The following is a 16,849-nucleotide window of genomic DNA, read 5'->3' on the forward strand; positions in this document are numbered from 1 at the left end:
ACGGCCTCCCTTCCCTTTGGCGTCCCGTTGCTTTCACACTATGGCTCAGAAAACAGATAGATAGCAGCTTAGCACTGGGCAATGGCGCTCTGCACCCGTTTATCCGAGATGGGGTATGGCGTCCCCAGTTGCTGGGCGAAGAAGGAGACTCGCAGCTCCTCGATCATCCAGCGAATATTGGCCACCTCGGCCGGGATCAGCTGGGATTTGGGGATCTTAGCGAGCAGTGCCTTGTACTCCGACTCCACGCTGTGCACCTTGAGCATGTAGACCCGATCCCGGTTGGGATCGATGGCGAGCTTCTCGAGCCGCCGCTCGATGGCCCGCAGGTAGCGCAGCAAGTCAGGCAGCCGCTGCCAGCCGGTCTCGGTGACAAAGCCCTTGTGAATGAGGTTACCCAACTGCTGCTGGATGTCCGACATGGCAAAGGCGGTGTCGAGCTGCATCTTGCCCTTGAGCCGTTTCTTGATCTCATGTGAGAGGGTCAGCACGGCTTCCACCTGTTTGGCCACCTCCACCACCGCATCGTTGAGCTCGGCGCGGACATACTCCTTGAGCGCCTCGAAACCCGCCTCGTCCCAAGCCATGCCGCCGTGCTGCTCAATCAGCTTGTCGCAGCCGCAGGCGATGCAGTCGTCAATCAGCTCGGCCACCTTGCCAAACGGGTTGAAATAGAGCCCGAGCTTGGCCTTGTTGGGCAGCTTTTCCTGCAGATACTTGATGGGAGATGGCACGTTGAGCAGCACCAGCCGGCGTTGGCCTGCCCACATCAGCTGCTGCTGCACCACTGGACTCTCCACCAGCTGGATGGCGACCGAATCCTTCTCGTCTACCAACGCCGGATAGGCCTTCACCTCGAACCCACCGCGCTTCTGACTGTACTCTTGCGGCAGTTCGCCAAAGCTCCACAGGGTGAGGCCAGACTGCTCGATATCATCGTCCGCCACTTGCGACAGGGTCTCCTGCACCTTGCCGCGCAGCGACTCTTTCAATGCCTCCAGATCCTTGCCTTCCGCCACCTTCTTGTGCTTGTCGTCCACCACACGGAAGGTGAGTTTCAGGTGATCGGGCACCGCAGCCCAATCCCAGGATTCACGGGGCACGGTCACGCCGGTCATGCGGCGCAGCTGACGCTCCATCTCGTCCAAGAGCGGCCCCTGCTCGGGGTTGATGCTGGCGAGCAGCGCATCGGCATAGTTGGGCGCCGGCACGAAGTTCTTGCGCATCGGCTTTGGCATCGACTTGATAAGAGCGACGAGCAGCTCATGACGCAGCCCCGGGATCAACCACTCGAACCCCTTCACCTCCACCTGATTCAGGAGCGGAAGCGGAATATGCAGGGTCACGCCATCCGCCGCCTCCCCCGGCTCGAACTGATAGGTCAGCTTGAGCTTGAGACGCCCCTGCTGCCAGAAGTTGGGGTAGTCGAGATCGCTGATGTGGGCCGCATCCCCCTTCATCAGCATCTCTTTCTCGAAGTTGAGCAGTTCGGGATCCCGCTTTTGCGCCTCTTTCCACCACTTGTCGAAGTGACGGCTTGATATCACATCCTCCGGCAAGCGAGCATCGTAGAAGCGGAACAGATCCTCGTCATCCACCAGAATGTCGCGACGACGGGATTTGTGCTCCAGCGCCTCTACCTCGGCCAGGAGCTTGCGGTTATCGCTGAAGAAACGGTGGCGGGTCTCGAAATCCCCCTCCACCAGCGCGCGGCGGATGAAGAGCTCGCGGCACAGCGCCGGATCGATGCGGCTGAAGTTGATGGTGCGCTCGTTGACCAAAGTCAGACCATAGAGGGTCACCTTCTCCTTGGCCATCACGGCACCGTTTTTCTTCGACCAGTGAGGGTCGCTGTGGTGCAGCTTGATGAGGTGCCCCGCCAGCGGCTCCACCCACTCCGGTTCAATCTTGGCGTTGATGCGGGCGTAGAGGCGCGAGGTCTCCACCAGCTCGGCGGCCATCACCCACTTGGGCGGCTTCTTGAACAGACCCGAGGCCGGGAAGAGGTGGAAGCGGCCATTGCGGGCCCCGAGGAATTCGGGCTTTTCCAGATCCTTGTTGCCGATATGGCTCAAAAGACCGGTCAAGAGCGCACAGTGCACCGTCTTGAAGTCTGCCGGTTCCTGGTTGGCCTTGAAGCCCAGCTCTTTGACCGTCTGGCGCAGCTGGAAGTGAATGTCCTGCCACTCGCGCACCCGCAGGTAGGAGAGAAACTCCTTCTGGCACATGCGGCGAAACGGGTTGCTGCCAAGGAGATCCTGCTGCTCTTTCAGATAGTTCCAGAGGTTAACAAAAGCGAGGAAGTCGGAATCCTTGTCTTCAAAGCGTCTGTGCTGCTCGTCGGCGGCCTGCTTCTTCTCCATGGGCCGCTCGCGGGGATCCTGAATGCTGAGGGCGGCGGTGATCACCATCACCTCACTCAGGCAGCCGGTCTGCGCTGCGCTGATCACCATCTTGGCCAGACGCGGATCAAGGGGGATGCGCGAGAGCTGGCGACCGGTCTCGGTCAGCTGCAGCTTGGCTTCGCGATCGCCGGTGGCGGGCAGCTCGCGCACCGCCTCCAGCTCTTTCAAGAGGGTCAGACCGTCCTTGATATGGCGTGACTCAGGTGGCTCGACGAAGGGGAACGCCTCCATATTGCCAAGGCCGAGCGCCAGCATCTGCAGGATGACCGATGCCAGGTTGGTGCGCAGGATCTCGGGGTCGGTAAAGGCGGGACGGCTATTGAAATCCTCCTCCGAGTAGAGGCGGATACAGATACCATCCGCCACCCGACCGCAGCGCCCTTTACGCTGGTTGGCGCTGGCCTGGGAGACCGGCTCGATGGGCAGGCGCTGTACCTTGGTGCGCCAGGAGTAGCGGCTGATGCGGGCGGTGCCCGGATCGATGACGTAACGAATGCCCGGCACCGTCAGCGAGGTCTCCGCCACGTTGGTGGCCAGCACGATACGCCGACCGGCGTGGGGCTGAAACACCTTGTTCTGCTCGGCGTTGGAGAGGCGGGCGTAGAGCGGCAGCACCTCGGTATCGCGCAGGTTGAGCTTGCGCAAGGCATCGGCAGTATCGCGGATCTCCCGCTCGCCGTTCATGAAGATGAGGATGTCGCCCAGCCCTTCGCGTGCCAGCTCTTCCACCGCATCGAAGATCCCCTGCAGTTCGTCGCGCTCCTCCAGCCCGTCGCTTTTATCACTGACGAGCGGGCGGTAGCGCACCTCCACCGGATAGGTGCGACCTGACACCTCGATCACCGGCGCCTTGTTGAAATGGCGGGAGAAACGTTGCGGGTCGATAGTTGCCGAGGTGATGATCACCTTCAGATCCGGGCGTTTGGGCAGCAGTTGCTTGAGATAGCCCAGGATGAAGTCGATGTTGAGGCTGCGCTCGTGGGCCTCATCGATGATGATGGTGTCGTACTGGGTCAGCATCCGGTCATTCTGGATCTCCGCCAGCAGGATACCGTCGGTCATCAGCTTGATGTGGGTCTGCTCGCTCACCTGATCGGTAAAGCGCACCTTGTAACCCACGTAGTGGCCAAGCTCGGACTCCATCTCCTCGGCAATACGGGCCGCGACGGTACGGGCCGCCAGACGGCGTGGCTGGGTGTGGCCGATGAAGCCCTTGACCCCGCGCCCGAGCGCCAGACAGATCTTGGGGATCTGGGTAGTTTTGCCCGAGCCGGTTTCGCCGGCGATGATCACCACTTGATGCTCTTCAATGGCTTTGGCGATCTCCCCTTGCTTCTGGCTGACTGGCAGATTGTCCGGATAGGTGACCTTGGGCACGCCCGCCAGACGGGACTGGTAGCGCGCCTGTGCCACATCCAGGTCAGCGGCGATGGTCTCGAGCACGGCAGCCTGCTTGGCTTCCGGCAGCTTCTTGACCCCGTGCAGTCGACTGGAGAGACGGCGGGCGTCGAGATTCATGCAGGCGGTAAGACGGCGGCGCAGCGCCTCGATAGAGAGAGACAAGGTACGAATTCCTTAAAAGAGTGCCCATCAAGGGCCATATCGATAGCTGGGGGAGATCCTAAAGAGCGAGGCAGGGCGGTGCAAGCCTTAAAGCGCCGCGCCAGCACATCAAGCCGGTGGCGTCATGACCGCCACGGATGAAAAGAGCAGGCCGGGGCCTGCTCTTTGAAAACAACCAGACAACACCACTCAGACTCTGGCCTGATGCACGAAACAGGTGCCAAGCTGGGCGTGGATGGCCTGCATCACATTGTGGCGGTTGATGACCCCGAGCAGGCGCCCCTCCTCCACCACAGGATAGATCTTGGGCTTTTGACCCATCATCATCTCCGCCAGATCCAGGATGCTGGTGTCGGGGCCGACTGCCAGCACCTCCTTGCGCATCACATCCCTGACCTGGGCCACCTGTTCACAGTGGTAGGCCTCCTTGAGCATGACGGCGATGCAATCCTGCTCGGAGACCCAGCCAATCAGATGTCCCTGGCTGTCCACTACGGGGCCGCCCAACTGATGACTGTTGAGAAATTTTTCCACCGCCGCCTGTACCATCATCTCTGCGCTGAAGGTGATGGGCTTGGTCTGCATGTAGTCCTTTGCCTTGAGTGATTCCATGACGCTTTCCCCCAACGAGCCTCCCGAGGGGAGGCAAGAGCCGGGCACTATGTCCAGCTCACTCCAAGCATAGTCCGCATGGATCAGGAGATGGATTGCAGCAAGAGCAAGAGCTCGTTCTGGCTGTGGCAGTCGGTCTTCTTGAACACCCCTTTCAGGGTGGAGCGCACGGTTTCCACCTTGACACCGCGCAGCTCCGCGATGTCGTTGCTGCTGTAACCCTTGCTCATCAGCACCAGCAGCTCCTTCTCACCAATGGTGAGGGGATAGAGGCTGGCCAGCGCTTCGATGTCGGGGTTGAAGGCGTGCTCGGGGTCACGCAGCACCACTTCCACATAGCGTTCAAAGCGGCTGAGTCCGCTCATCAGGGTGCATTGGACCAGCAGCGGGCGCAGGTTAGGCTGACGGGGAATGGACATATAGGCGCTGGCGCCGGGCAGCAAATAGGCAAAGCCATTGAGGATCTCCTTGAGCTGGCGTTGCTGCTCCTTATTCTGCAAAGAGAAAATGCCATTGATGGCCCGCAATTCCACATTTTCATCGGCGATACGGTTGAAGGCCACATTGGAATAATGAATATGCCCCTTGTCGTCTATGATTGCGCTGGGCTTATTATGGTTTTTCACTAGCTGTTGCAACTGATAGTTCTGGGTTTCCAGGGCCAGCAAGTTCCAATAATGGTGGCTCCAGGCAGCCAGTCCGGAATAGATTTCCGAGAGCGAGGTGAGGTCGCGACTGCTGAAATCATCTTGCGCTGCACCACGGTAACTGCACAGGCTGCTCAGCCCACGCCCTTTGACCTGGCAGACGCCGCCGGCGGCGAATTGGGCGCCGAAACTTGCCAGCAGGCCCACCGAGCTTGAAATGCTGTTGGCGCTGACGATCCCCTTGCACCCTTTATCCTGGTAATGGTTGAACCACACATCCTGGCGATGATGTTGCAGGTAAAACTGCTGCTGGGCCTCGGTCAGACCGCTGGAAAAAAGCTTTATTCCGTCGCTCTTGTCATCATCCCGCAATAAAAACAGGGATGAACTGCAGGAAACGTCGGCGCGAAATTGGTCCACGACGAGCTTAATGTCAGAATCATTAATACCGCACTCGTATAACTGGCTGATATAGGGCGATATCCTTTCTTTCTCTAATGCCTTCACACCCGAACTCCTAATTCTTATTTTTATTGAAGAGACATCTTACTCTGCAATGGGATAGTCGAAAAGTAGTCAAATGAACAAAGGGTTTATGATTTATTCATAAATAGTCATGAATATAGGCTCATGAATGAATATGGCCAAAAAGGGTAAATAGCCGCTCATGTTTTTCCTGGCGCTGGTCGCTTACCGCCCTGTTTTGCCTCTTGATGTCTCACCACCTACTCGCCATCCCGACCCCTCTTCCCCCCAAGATCACGCTTTTCAACCTTGGGGTCATCTGCATCCACACCGATTCACATGTTGCATTTTGGTGACCTTGGTGTTTCCATTTTGAGCTTCGGACGATATTGTATATACAAATCATCCCCTCAACGGAATTGAACCATGCGGATCACAAGGAGAGAAAATGGAACCTGAACACACGCTCACTGCACCGGCAGGATCAGGGGCCGGCATCAAGCTGCTGCTGGCCAGTCTGCTTGGCATCGCCATCTTTTTCGTGCCCTTCGAGCTTGGCGGGCGCAGCACCATAGTGGTGGATCACCTGGCCGGCTTTCTGATTGCCCAGCGCCCCCTTGCCCTGACCCTCATTCTCTTGCTCATCGCCTATGGCGCCATCACCCCCTTGCTGGATGGCCGCTGGCGCGCCCGTCCCATCGACAGGGTACTGAGCCTGTTCAAGCTGCTCGGGCTGGCCCTGGCCATTTTGTATGTCACAGACTGGGGCCCTGCCTGGTTGATGACCCCGGATCGCCTCCCCTTCCTGTTCGATAAACTGGCCATGTCTGTGGGTCTCATCGTGCCTATCGGCGCCATGGCCCTGACCTTCCTGCTCGGTTTCGGCCTGCTGGAATTCATCGGGGTGCTGATGCAACCCGTGATGCGCCCCCTGTGGCGCACGCCGGGTCACTCCGCCATCGATGCGGTCGCCTCTTTCGTCGGCAGCTACTCGGTGGGCCTGCTCATCACCAACCGGGTCTTCCTCGCGGGCAAGTACACGGTGCGAGAAGCCGTCATCATCGCCACCGGCTTCTCCACCGTCTCGGCCGCTTTCATGATCATCGTGGCCAAGACCCTCAACCTGATGGGGCACTGGAACTTCTACTTCTGGTCCACCCTGGTGATCACTTTCGTCATCACCGCCATCCTGGCGCGCGTTCCTCCCATCAGCCGCCTGGCTCACCATGGGGAGACCGACGAGCCGCTACCGACTGGCATGAGCCGCTGGCAGGCAGCCCTCACCTGCGGCCTGACCCAGTCCCACCAGGCCGATCCCCTGCTGCGGCAATTGAAGGACAACCTCAGGGACGGTCTTCACATGGCCGCTGCCGTGGTGCCCACCATACTGTCCGTCGGTCTGCTGGGCCTGCTGCTGGCAAAGCACACTCCCCTGTTCGATCTGCTGGGCTGGCTGCTCTGGCCACTGACCTGGCTGCTGGATCTCGGCGAGCCGCTCGCCACCGCCAAGGCCCTCTCGGCCGGTCTGGCCGAGATGTTCCTGCCCGCCATCCTGCTCAAGGATGCCGACCTGCTGGTGCGCTATGTCGCGGCCGTGGTTTCGGTCAGCTCGGTGCTCTTCTTCTCTGCCTCCATCCCCTGCATCCTGGCCACCCGGATCCCGGTGAGCGTGGGACAGCTGGTGGTGATCTGGCTGCTGCGCACCCTGCTTGGCATCCTGCTGGCCGCCTTGTGCGGCAGGCTGGCGCTGGCCCTCGGCTGGCTCGGTTGACCAGGGCTCATAAAAAAACAAAGCGCCATCTGGGCGCTTTGTTTTTATCGGGATTGTCTCAGGGGGCGATGACGGCGAACCGGCCGCTGTTGAAATCATCTATCGCCTGATGGATCTCTGCCTCGCTGTTCATGACAAAGGGGCCATAACCCACGATGGGTTCATCGATGGGCTCGCCACTCAGCAGCAACAAGCTCGCCTCGCCTTCCGCCTCCAGCATGAACTCCTCACCGTTGGGATCGAGCAGCACCAGTTGTGCTTCGCCCGCGCGCTCCTGACCGTTGATAAAGAGAGAGCCCTTGAGCACCACCAAGGCGCTGTTCCATCCCGCTACCGCCGGCAGCACCACGCTGGCCCCGCCCTTGAGCCGCAGATCCCAGATGTTCATGGGCGAGAAGGTTCGGGCTGGCCCCTCTACCTCGCCTTGTTGCAACCCGGCATCATTCCCGGCGATGATGCGCACCCGCACATCGCCCTCCTTGAGGCTCAGTTGCGGGATGGTGTCGCTGGTGATGCCCTGATAACCGGGCGTCGACATCTTGTGTTTGGCGGGCAGGTTGACCCAGAGCTGCACCATGTCGAGGGTGCCACCACGACGGGTGAACCCCTGGGAGTGGAACTCGTCGTGCATGATGCCGGCGGAGGCCGTCATCCACTGCACGTCTCCCGGACCGATGATCCCCCCCTGGCCGGTCGAGTCGCGATGGGCGACCTCCCCTTCATAGACGATGGTGACCGTCTCGAAGCCACGGTGCGGGTGCTCCCCCACTCCCCTGGCATGATCGGCGGGCTCGAAATGTGCCGGACCAGCCCTGTCCAGCAGCAGGAAGGGGCTCAAGGCGCGGCCATGGGTCTGATACGAGAACAGCGAGCGAACCGGGAATCCGTCGCCGACCCAGTGTTGTCGAGGGGCGCTGTAAATACCGATGACTCTTTTCATGATGCTCTCCTGGGTGATCGTCACGGAATGTGTCGTTGCTCGCATTGTGAGTCTGGAACGCTGCGTCCGGTAGACGTAAAATTTGCCATCAGCGTCCTATTTTGTGAACGATAACCCCATGCAACAGGATCTCAACGACCTCTATTTCTATGTCCAGGTGGTGGATCACGGGGGCTTTGCCCAGGCCGGCAGGGCCCTCGGCATGCCCAAATCGCGGCTCAGCCGCCGCATCGCCATGCTGGAGGAGCGACTCGGGGTGCGTCTTATCCAGCGTTCCACCCGCAGCTTCACCGTCACCGAACTCGGGCAGGCTTATTACACCCGTTGCCGGGCCATGCTGGTGGAAGCCGATGCGGCGCAGGATCTCATCACCGCGACCCAGAGCGAGCCTTGCGGTCTGGTGCGCATCGCCTGCCCCATCGATCTGCTGCACGCCCACGTAGGGAGGATGCTGGTCTCGTTCGCCCTGGCCCATCCCAACGTCAAGGTGCAGCTCGTCGGGGTCAACCGGGCGGTGGATCTGGTCGCGGAGGGGTTGGACATGGCGCTCAGGGTGCGACCACTGCCCCTGGAGGACAGCGATCTCGCCATGCGGGTGCTGGGTTATGCGACCCAGTGTCTGGTGGCAAGCCCGGCCCTTGTCGCGTCACTCGGCATGCCCCGGGCCCCCGCAGATCTGCTGTCATGGCCGAGCCTCGGTCATGGCGCCAGCCTGGAAGGCCATCACTGGACCCTGCTGGGCCCCGATGGGGCCCGAGTCAAACAGCACCACAGCCCCCGCTTTGCTACCACCGACATGCAGACATTGCGTCAGGGGGCGATCGACGGGCTCGGGGTCGTGCAACTGCCCACCATGATGATGAATGAGCCCCTGGCCGATGGCCGGCTGGTGCGTCTGCTCCCCGACTGGGCCCCGCGCCAGGAGGTGATCCACGCGGTCTTCCCCTCACGCCGCGGTCTGCTGCCTGCCATCCGCGCCCTCATCGATCATCTGGTCGAGGGCTTCTCCCCCCTGGCGCAGGCAAGTGCGCCGCCCCCGCCATGATCTGCGCATGGCCGTTCCCGGGGTTGCCGACATGCAAAAGGCCAGAGCTTGGCTCTGGCCTTTTCATTTTTCCCCTTCCCAGAGGAGGGGAAACGGATACGGGCAGTATCCTCAGAAGGGCATCTTGAAGCCCGGGGGCAGTTGCATGCCGCCGGTCAGCTCGCCCATCTTGGCCTTGTTCTGCTCTTCCACGCGGCGCACGGCGTCATTGACGGCGGCGGCGACCAGATCTTCCAGCATCTCCTTGTCATCTTCCATCAGGCTGGGATCGATCTCGATACGACGCACGCTGTGGCTGCCGGCCATGGTCACCTTGACCATGCCTGCGCCCGCCTCGCCGACCACTTCCATCTGGGCCAGCTGCTCTTGCATCTTCTGCATGCGCTCTTGCATCTGTTGGGCCTGTTTCATCAGGTTACCCATTCCACCTTTACCAAACATAGATCGTCTCTCGTCTTGAAATCCGGCATCCAGCGCCGGGCTGTGGGTTCATCTGCCCTAAATGGGGGCAGCCAAAGGTCTTTTCAACCGGGGACAAACCCCGGCACGGTTTTTTCACCGCAATTCAGCGACTCAGGGGTTCGATGCTCTCGGGATGAAGCACGGCGCCGAAACGCTGCTGCAAGAATTGTACGTTGGGATCCGCCGCCAGATCCCGGCTCACCTGTTCACGCACCCCGAGATAGAGACGGTGCTCTATCTCGAGCGGCGTCTCCCGCGCGGGATCCGAGCCCAGGGTCACATCGATGTGAACCGGGCCGCCCAGCTCGGGACTGATGATCTCGGCCAGATCGGCGCGGGCCTTGTCGCTCACCAGATGGCGCTGCTCGGGTTTGAGCAGCAGGGAGACCCGATTGCCTTCCCGGGTCATCACCGCGTTGATGGCCAGTTGACGCAGCCGCCCCCCCACCCCGGTGCGGGCGATGAGCTCGGCCCAGGCGTCCCCGCAATTGACCAGCAAGGACGAGGGGATCAGACGGGCGACCTCTCCCTCCTCCTCGGGCTGGGCGTCGCTCTCCAGGGCATCCCAGTCGATGGTCTCCATCAATGCAATGGCGGGCTGAGGCTCGCTCGCGGCCACTGGAGGCGCGGCAGGCACCATAGCGGCAACAGCAGGTGCCGCCGCATCCGCGCTGCCGACGTCAGCGCCCAGATCCCAGGGCGGCAGATCCTCCTGCGAAGGAGGATCCATGGTGGCGGGAGCTGGCTGGGCGGAAGTCACTGCCCGCGTGGGCAACGGGGCACTGGCAAACCCCTCGTCAAACCCCTGACTCAGATACTCTTCGTAGTCACTGGCCCCCTCTTCATAGGCATCCAGAGGGGGCAGGTCGTCATACCCCGTTTGCATGGCAGATCCCTGCCCCGGCATCTCGGGCCGCGCCGCTGGTTGCACCTCGGCCTGGGGCGAAGTCGCGACGACAGGCATCGGGGCCGGTTTGGTCGCGGCCACCGGTTTGACGGGAGTGACCCGGGCAGGCGCGGCGTTTGCACTCTGCTCGCCACGCAGGCGGCTTCGCAGCAAATTGCGCTTGCCAAGCAGGCTCTGCATGCTGGAGGTCGAAGAGATAGTGACGTCTTCCCCTTGGACCTCAACCTGCTGCATCTGCCCGGCGTCATCCGCCGCCAACGGCGCAGAGGCAGGCTCTGCAGGCGGACTGGCGGGCACCACGGCCTCGTAGCCCATCCGTTCGGCCTCGCGCAGCAGCTCATCCTGCTCGGCAAAGAGCGGATCCAGCACTGCACCCTCCTCCGCCTTGGGTGCGGGGGCGACGTGCTCGGCCTCAAGGACAGATGCTGGCGCGGCGGGAGCCTGTGGTGCTGCGCTGGCAGCCGGGGCCGACTCAGCCCCCTGGGGCTTTCCCGGCAGGAACGGCGCGCTTTCCCTCGCAGCCGCCATCACGCCGGAGTGCCCTGTCATGAGAGGTTGGGCCGCCAGGTTGGCGGGATGGACCACCTCGCGCCGGGGAGAGAAGGCCAGCATCCGCAGACAGGTCATCTCCAGTGCGGTGCGCCCGTCAGGGGCCCAGGGCAGATCCTTGCGCCCCCCCAGCACGATTTGATAGCAGAGCTGCACCTCTTCCGGGCTCATGGCTCCGGCAAGCTGCAGCAAGGCATCGGCATCCGCCCCCTGCTCCTGCACGCTCGCAGGGAGCAGTTGCGCCATGGCCACCCGGTGGAGCAAGGCTTCCAGCTCGGCGTGAAGCTGATCGAAATCCGGCCCCAGGGTCGCAATCTCGGTGATCTTGGCCATGGTGGCCGGGGCATCCTGGCGCAGCACCGCCTCCAGCAACTGGTGCAGGTGGTGATGATCGAGGGTCCCCAGCATGGTGAGCACGCTCTCCAGGCGCACGCTGCCGTTGCCGTGGGCCAACGCCTGATCGGTGAGGCTCAGGGCATCGCGCATGCTGCCGTCGGCCGCCTTGGCCAGGGCCAGCAGGGCGCGAGGCTCGAAGGGTTGTCCCTCCTGATCCAGCACCCATTCGAGCTGCCTGGCGATCTGGGTCTGATCCAGGCTCTTGAGATGAAACTGCAGGCAGCGCGAGAGGATGGTGATGGGGAGCTTCTGCGGATCCGTGGTGGCCAGCAGGAATTTCACATAGGGGGGCGGCTCTTCCAGGGTTTTGAGCAGCGCATTGAAGCTGTGGCGCGACAGCATGTGCACTTCATCGATGAGGTACACCTTGAAACGACCACGGGCCGGACGGTACTGCACGTTGTCGAGTAGTTCGCGGGTGTCTTCCACCTTGGTGCGAGACGCCGCATCGATTTCCAGCAGATCGACGAAATTGCCCTGATCGATCTCGCGGCAGGTATCGCACACACCGCACGGATGGCTGCTGATCCCCTGCTCGCAGTTGAGGCTCTTGGCCAGAATGCGGGCGATGGTGGTCTTGCCCACCCCGCGGGTCCCGCTCAGCAGGTAGGCATGGTGAAGCCGTACCTGATCCAGGGCATTGGTCAGGGCAGTCAGCACATGTTGCTGGCCGACCACTTGTTCAAACGTATGGGGGCGCCATTTGCGCGCCAAAACCTGATAGCTCATAGATCTCGATGCTGGGAAACGAGGCATTGAGGCTGGATGCTAACACAAATGGAGGGCTGGCTGTATGGGGGATGCGCCGCCTTGGGAGGGATCGCTTGAATTTCAAACCGGTGCCCGTTCAGGCACCGGTTTGCGGCAGAAAGCAGGGTGACGAGGCCTGCCGCGCGAAGGGGCGATTTACGCCCCCGCGAGTTCCACCAGAGAGACCACCTTGACGCCGGCGGCGGTCAGGCGGGCATCACCGCCCAGGGACGGCAGGGAGATGATGAAGGCGGCATCCGCTACCTCACCGCCGGCGCGGCGGATGAGCTTGACGGTGGCATCGACGGTGCCGCCGGTGGCCAGCAGATCGTCCACCACCAGCACCTTGTCACCGGGCACGATGGCATCGGTGTGCAGTTGCAGGGTGTCGGTGCCGTACTCCAGGGCGTAGGACTCCTCGATGACGGCGCGGGGCAGCTTGCCCGGCTTGCGCACCGGCACGAACCCCAGCCCCATGGCGTAGGCAACCGGGGCGCCGAAGATGAAGCCACGGGCCTCGGTGCCGACAATCTTGGTGATGCCTTGATCACGGTAATGATCGGCCAGCAGATCGATGGTGGCCTTGAAGGCCTCGGCATTCTCGATCAGGCTGGTGATGTCGCGAAACAGGATGCCCGGCTTCGGATAGTCGGGAATGGTCTTGATGCTCGCTTCGATAAACTTCAGGGTTTCCGGATTCATTATTTGACCGCTTATTTTTTGAGCCCTGCCATGGCGGCGCACGGGGTCTCCGCCTGGGGGCAATAAAAAGGCCCGTCACGCAAAAATGACGAGCCAACTCCATAGCATTATTGCCGCAATAGCTTAGGGATTTCACTTCTTCATTGCAACCGGCTCCAGCACCGGCAGACGCATCAACCAGGTGAGCAGGATCACCATTATGACAACCAGCAGCCATCTCACCCAGGGCAATGGCACCACCAGCAGCGATACCGAGAACGAGATCAGGATGAAGATGATGGCGCGGCGTCTGGCGTGGCGGCGAATGCCGCGATACTGCTGCCAGTCGAGGATGGGGGGGCCAAACCAGGGATGCACCAGCAACCAGCCATGAAAGCGGGGGGAGGAGCGCGCAAACAGCGCCGCCGCCAGCAACATGAAGGGGGTTGTCGGCAGCAGGGGCAGGACTATCCCGACTATCCCGGTGGCGAAGGCAAGCCAGCCCAGGGCCATCAGACACCAGCGTTTCATGGGTACTCCTCTAGTGTTTCTCTGCCTTTAGCCTAACAGAGTTGGCCCGGAAGCTGACAGCCTGGCCCAGTCTGCGGCCGTCGATGGGGGCCATCGAGTGGGCAGACGGCTGACAATCCCGGCCATTGCCACTACAATCTGCGCTCTTTTTTCTCCCCTTGTCTTCGGAAGCAGCTATGCGCGTTATTTTGGCCCCCATGCAGGGGGTGCTGGATCACCTGATGCGGGAGGTCCTCACCTCCGTCAATGATTACGACCTCTGCGTCAGTGAATTCATCCGGGTGGTCGATCAACTGCTGCCCGCCAAGGTCTTCCATCGCCTCTGCCCCGAGCTGAAACAGGATGGCAAGACCCGTGCAGGGACCCCGGTACGGGTGCAACTGCTGGGACAACATCCGGAGTGGCTGGCAGAAAATGCCATCCGCGCCATCGAGCTCGGCTCTCCCGGGCTCGATCTCAACTTCGGCTGCCCTGCCCCCACGGTCAACAAGAGCAAGGGGGGCGCCGTGCTGCTCAAGGAGCCCGAGACCGTCTATCGCATCGTCAAGGCGGTGCGGGAGGCCGTGCCTGCCCACCTGCCGGTGAGCGCCAAGATCCGCCTGGGATACGATGACAAGGATCTCTATCTGGACAACGCCCAGGCCGTCTATCAGGGGGGCGCCAACGAGCTGGCGGTGCATGCCCGCACCAAGCGCGAAGGCTACAAGGCGCCGGCACACTGGGAGTACGTGGACGCCATCCGCCGCGCCCTGCCCATCCCCGTCACCGCCAACGGCGAGATCTGGAACCATGCCGATGCCCTGACCTGTGCCCGGGTGTCCGGTTGCGATGCCCTCATGGTTGGCCGGGGCGCCATCTCCCTGCCCAACCTGGCCAACGTGATGAAGACGGGGTGTGCCCACATGAGCTGGGCCGAGGTACTGCAACTGATGGTGACCTACACCGAGCAGGATCTGGCGAGCGACAAGGCCGACTACTACCCGAGTCGCATCAAGCAGTGGTTCTCCTACATAGTGCGGGAATACCCCCAGGCCGACGAGCTGTTTCGCCGCATCCGCACCATCAAGACCGCAGAGGAGATCCGCTCCGCCCTCGAGCGCGAGTGCGCCTCACAGGCCTAGACTTGGCCGCCGCCCCGCGGCGCCCTATAGATGAAGGCTCATTGACAGGAGGTCAGGATGCAAGGAGTGCCGGTCAACTTTACCCATCAGCACGACAGGGCCGATTTTCGCGCCCTGCCGGGGCAGCCTGCGACCGAGCTCTATCGCGCCCACATCCAGCACCACATCTTCGATCCCCATAGTCACGAGGGGTTTGGCCTCGGTGTCATCGAGTGCGGTGCCGAGCGCTTTCGCTATCGCGGCAGCCAGCTCCTGGCCGATCCCGGCAGCCTGGTGCTGATGAACCCCGATGAGCTGCACACGGGCGAGTCAGCCTGCGAGCAAGGGTGGCGCTATCGCATGCTCTACCTGCCCGCCGACCGGCTCGAGGCCATCAGCGGCGAGCGCGACTGGTATTTCACCGATGCCGTGCGAAGCGATCCGCGCACTGCCCCCGTCATGCAGGCGGCCCTGGATGCCCTCTGGCACTGTGACAGCGAGCTCGCCGCCGACGGCCTGCTGCTAAGGGTGTGCGAGACCCTACGCCCCCATGCCCGGGCCCTGGCGGCCCCGCGCGAAGCGGCCCACCCTCTGGGCCGCGCCATCGACTATATGCAGGCCTGTTTCGCCCGCCCCATTACCCTGGCCGAGCTGGCCGGTTCGGTGAACCTCAGCCCCTACCACTTCCAGCGCAGCTTCAAGGCCCGCTTTCACGTCACCCCCCAGCAGATGCTGATGGCCATCCGTCTGCAGCGCGCCAAGGGGTGGCTGGCTGCCGGCCTGCCCGCGGCCGAGGTGGCCGCCGCCTGTGGTCTGGCCGATCAGTCCCACCTCAACCGTGCCTTCCTGCGCCGCTATGGCACCACCCCGGTCCGCTACCAGAAACAGGTGCAGGCTGGCCGCTAAAGCGCAATCTGGTTCAATACGCCCCCCTTCCCCCCTGCTAGGCTGGCCTCCTTCTTCTTTACCGGATATGAAACATGTTGATCGGAGTCCTGTTTGCCCTGCTGGCCGGCCTGATGTGGGGGCTCATCTTCGTCGCCCCCCTCTTGGTGGACGGCTATCCCCCCGCCCTGCTCGCGAGCGGCCGCTACCTCGCCTTCGGCCTCATCGTACTGCCGCTCGCCTGGCAGGCCCGCAAACACTTGGCGGCCCTCTCGGCCAGCGACTGGCGAGAGGCCCTCGCCCTCACTCTGGTGGGGAACCTCCTCTACTACTTCTGCCTGTCGGGGGCCATCTTGCGCATCGGCTCGCCCCTGGCGGCCATGTTTATCGGCACCCTGCCGGTGGTGACGGCCCTGGCCGCCAACCGCCTCTATGGCGCACGGGACGGTCGCCTCTCCCGCACCCGGCTCTACCCGTCCCTGGTGCTGATGGGGGCCGGCCTCTGTCTGGTCAACAGCGCCGAGCTCACCTGGCACACCGAGGCGCGCACCGAACAACTGCTTGGGCTCGCCCTGGCGGTGGGCGCCGTGCTGTGCTGGACCTGGTATCCCCTGCGCAACGCCCGCTGGCTGCGCGAGCACCCGGGCCGCAGTCCGGCCGTCTGGGCCACCGCCCAGGGGCTGGTGACCCTGCCGGTGGCGCTCATTGCCTATCTCGGCAGCCTCGGCCATCTTGCCCTGAGCGCACCGGACTTTCCCCTGCCCTTCGGGCCGACGCCCCTGCGCTTCGTGCTGCTGATGGGGGCAGTGGGGCTCCTCTGCTCCTGGCTCGGCACCCTGTGCTGGAACGAAGCGAGCCAGCGCCTGCCGACCGTGCTGGTCGGGCCGCTCATCGTGTTCGAGACTCTGGCGGGGCTCTTTTACGCCTTTATGCTGCGCGGGATCATGCCCCCCATGAGTACCCTGGTGGGTGTCGTCTGTCTGGTGGCGGGAGTGCTCTACGTCATCACCGGCAAGCCGCAGCACCTGCCGGAAAAACCCGTCAAAGCACGGTTAACTTGATTCATGTCATCTTGATAAACCGCGGGTTTCCCTATACTGGCCGAGTTTTATCACTCGTTTTTGGGGGCTGCTGTGTGTG

The 16,849-nt window shown here is 62.3% G+C and carries 13 protein-coding genes; 5 read left to right on the plus strand and 8 right to left on the minus strand.

Annotation, left to right across the window (positions count from 1 at the left end; all coding sequences use genetic code 11):
* Nucleotides 1-68: 68 nt before the first annotated feature.
* The 3 genes from hrpA to AB5Y50_RS18880 form a co-directional block, all read right to left on the minus strand.
* Nucleotides 69-3,968, minus strand: coding sequence for an ATP-dependent RNA helicase HrpA (gene hrpA, locus AB5Y50_RS18870; RefSeq protein ID WP_368163191.1), 3,900 nt, complete (start codon nucleotides 3,966-3,968; stop codon nucleotides 69-71).
* Nucleotides 3,969-4,157: 189 nt separating this feature from the next.
* Nucleotides 4,158-4,580 carry a CBS domain-containing protein gene (locus AB5Y50_RS18875; RefSeq protein WP_010674714.1) on the minus strand — a complete coding sequence of 141 codons (423 nt, stop codon included), beginning with the start codon at nucleotides 4,578-4,580 and terminating at the stop codon, nucleotides 4,158-4,160.
* A gap of 83 nt (nucleotides 4,581-4,663) precedes the next feature.
* On the minus strand, nucleotides 4,664-5,734 hold the full coding sequence (locus AB5Y50_RS18880) for a transcriptional regulator (protein WP_201985466.1): 1,071 nt from the start codon (nucleotides 5,732-5,734) through the stop codon (nucleotides 4,664-4,666).
* A 406-nt stretch (nucleotides 5,735-6,140) separates the two neighbouring features.
* Here AB5Y50_RS18880 and AB5Y50_RS18885 point away from each other — a divergent pair, with 406 nt between their 5' ends.
* Nucleotides 6,141-7,463, plus strand: coding sequence for a YjiH family protein (locus tag AB5Y50_RS18885; protein ID WP_103260110.1), 1,323 nt, complete (start codon nucleotides 6,141-6,143; stop codon nucleotides 7,461-7,463).
* Nucleotides 7,464-7,521: 58 nt separating this feature from the next.
* On the opposite strand, the gene AB5Y50_RS18890 is transcribed toward AB5Y50_RS18885, so the two are convergent.
* Complete coding sequence (locus tag AB5Y50_RS18890) at nucleotides 7,522-8,403, minus strand: pirin family protein (protein ID WP_201985464.1); 882 nt, start codon at nucleotides 8,401-8,403, stop codon at nucleotides 7,522-7,524.
* Nucleotides 8,404-8,521: 118 nt separating this feature from the next.
* Between AB5Y50_RS18890 and AB5Y50_RS18895 the strand changes: the two genes are divergently transcribed.
* On the plus strand, nucleotides 8,522-9,448 hold the full coding sequence (locus AB5Y50_RS18895) for a LysR family transcriptional regulator (RefSeq protein WP_201985463.1): 927 nt from the start codon (nucleotides 8,522-8,524) through the stop codon (nucleotides 9,446-9,448).
* A gap of 111 nt (nucleotides 9,449-9,559) precedes the next feature.
* Here the strand turns inward: AB5Y50_RS18895 and AB5Y50_RS18900 are convergent, their stop codons facing one another.
* The 4 genes from AB5Y50_RS18900 to AB5Y50_RS18915 form a co-directional block, all read right to left on the minus strand.
* A complete protein-coding gene (locus tag AB5Y50_RS18900; RefSeq protein WP_005301028.1) occupies nucleotides 9,560-9,889 on the minus strand; it encodes a YbaB/EbfC family nucleoid-associated protein in 330 nt (109 codons plus the stop codon).
* Between the two features lie 124 nt (nucleotides 9,890-10,013).
* Nucleotides 10,014-12,491 carry a DNA polymerase III subunit gamma/tau gene (gene dnaX / locus AB5Y50_RS18905; RefSeq protein ID WP_201985462.1) on the minus strand — a complete coding sequence of 826 codons (2,478 nt, stop codon included), beginning with the start codon at nucleotides 12,489-12,491 and terminating at the stop codon, nucleotides 10,014-10,016.
* 177 nt (nucleotides 12,492-12,668) lie between these two features.
* Complete coding sequence (gene apt / locus AB5Y50_RS18910; protein ID WP_010674707.1) at nucleotides 12,669-13,214, minus strand: adenine phosphoribosyltransferase; 546 nt, start codon at nucleotides 13,212-13,214, stop codon at nucleotides 12,669-12,671.
* Between the two features lie 132 nt (nucleotides 13,215-13,346).
* A complete protein-coding gene (locus tag AB5Y50_RS18915; protein WP_368163195.1) occupies nucleotides 13,347-13,724 on the minus strand; it encodes a YbaN family protein in 378 nt (125 codons plus the stop codon).
* A 176-nt stretch (nucleotides 13,725-13,900) separates the two neighbouring features.
* On the opposite strand from AB5Y50_RS18915, the gene dusC reads away from it, so the two are divergent.
* The 3 genes from dusC to AB5Y50_RS18930 all read left to right on the plus strand — a co-directional run bounded on the left by dusC (nucleotide 13,901) and on the right by AB5Y50_RS18930 (nucleotide 16,770).
* Entirely contained in the window at nucleotides 13,901-14,845 is a 945-nt protein-coding gene (gene dusC, locus AB5Y50_RS18920; protein WP_201985461.1) for a tRNA dihydrouridine(16) synthase DusC, read from the plus strand.
* Nucleotides 14,846-14,902: 57 nt separating this feature from the next.
* Nucleotides 14,903-15,730 (plus strand): AraC family transcriptional regulator, encoded by an 828-nt coding sequence (locus AB5Y50_RS18925; protein ID WP_201985460.1) that lies wholly within the window; start codon nucleotides 14,903-14,905, stop codon nucleotides 15,728-15,730.
* Nucleotides 15,731-15,804: 74 nt separating this feature from the next.
* Nucleotides 15,805-16,770: a DMT family transporter gene (locus AB5Y50_RS18930; RefSeq protein ID WP_010674703.1), complete on the plus strand. Its 966-nt coding sequence runs from the start codon at nucleotides 15,805-15,807 to the stop codon at nucleotides 16,768-16,770.
* The last annotated feature ends 79 nt before the right edge of the window (nucleotides 16,771-16,849 follow it).

Source organism: Aeromonas sp. s6 (assembly GCF_040907815.1).
GTDB classification, from domain to species: Bacteria; Pseudomonadota; Gammaproteobacteria; order Enterobacterales; family Aeromonadaceae; genus Aeromonas; species Aeromonas caviae.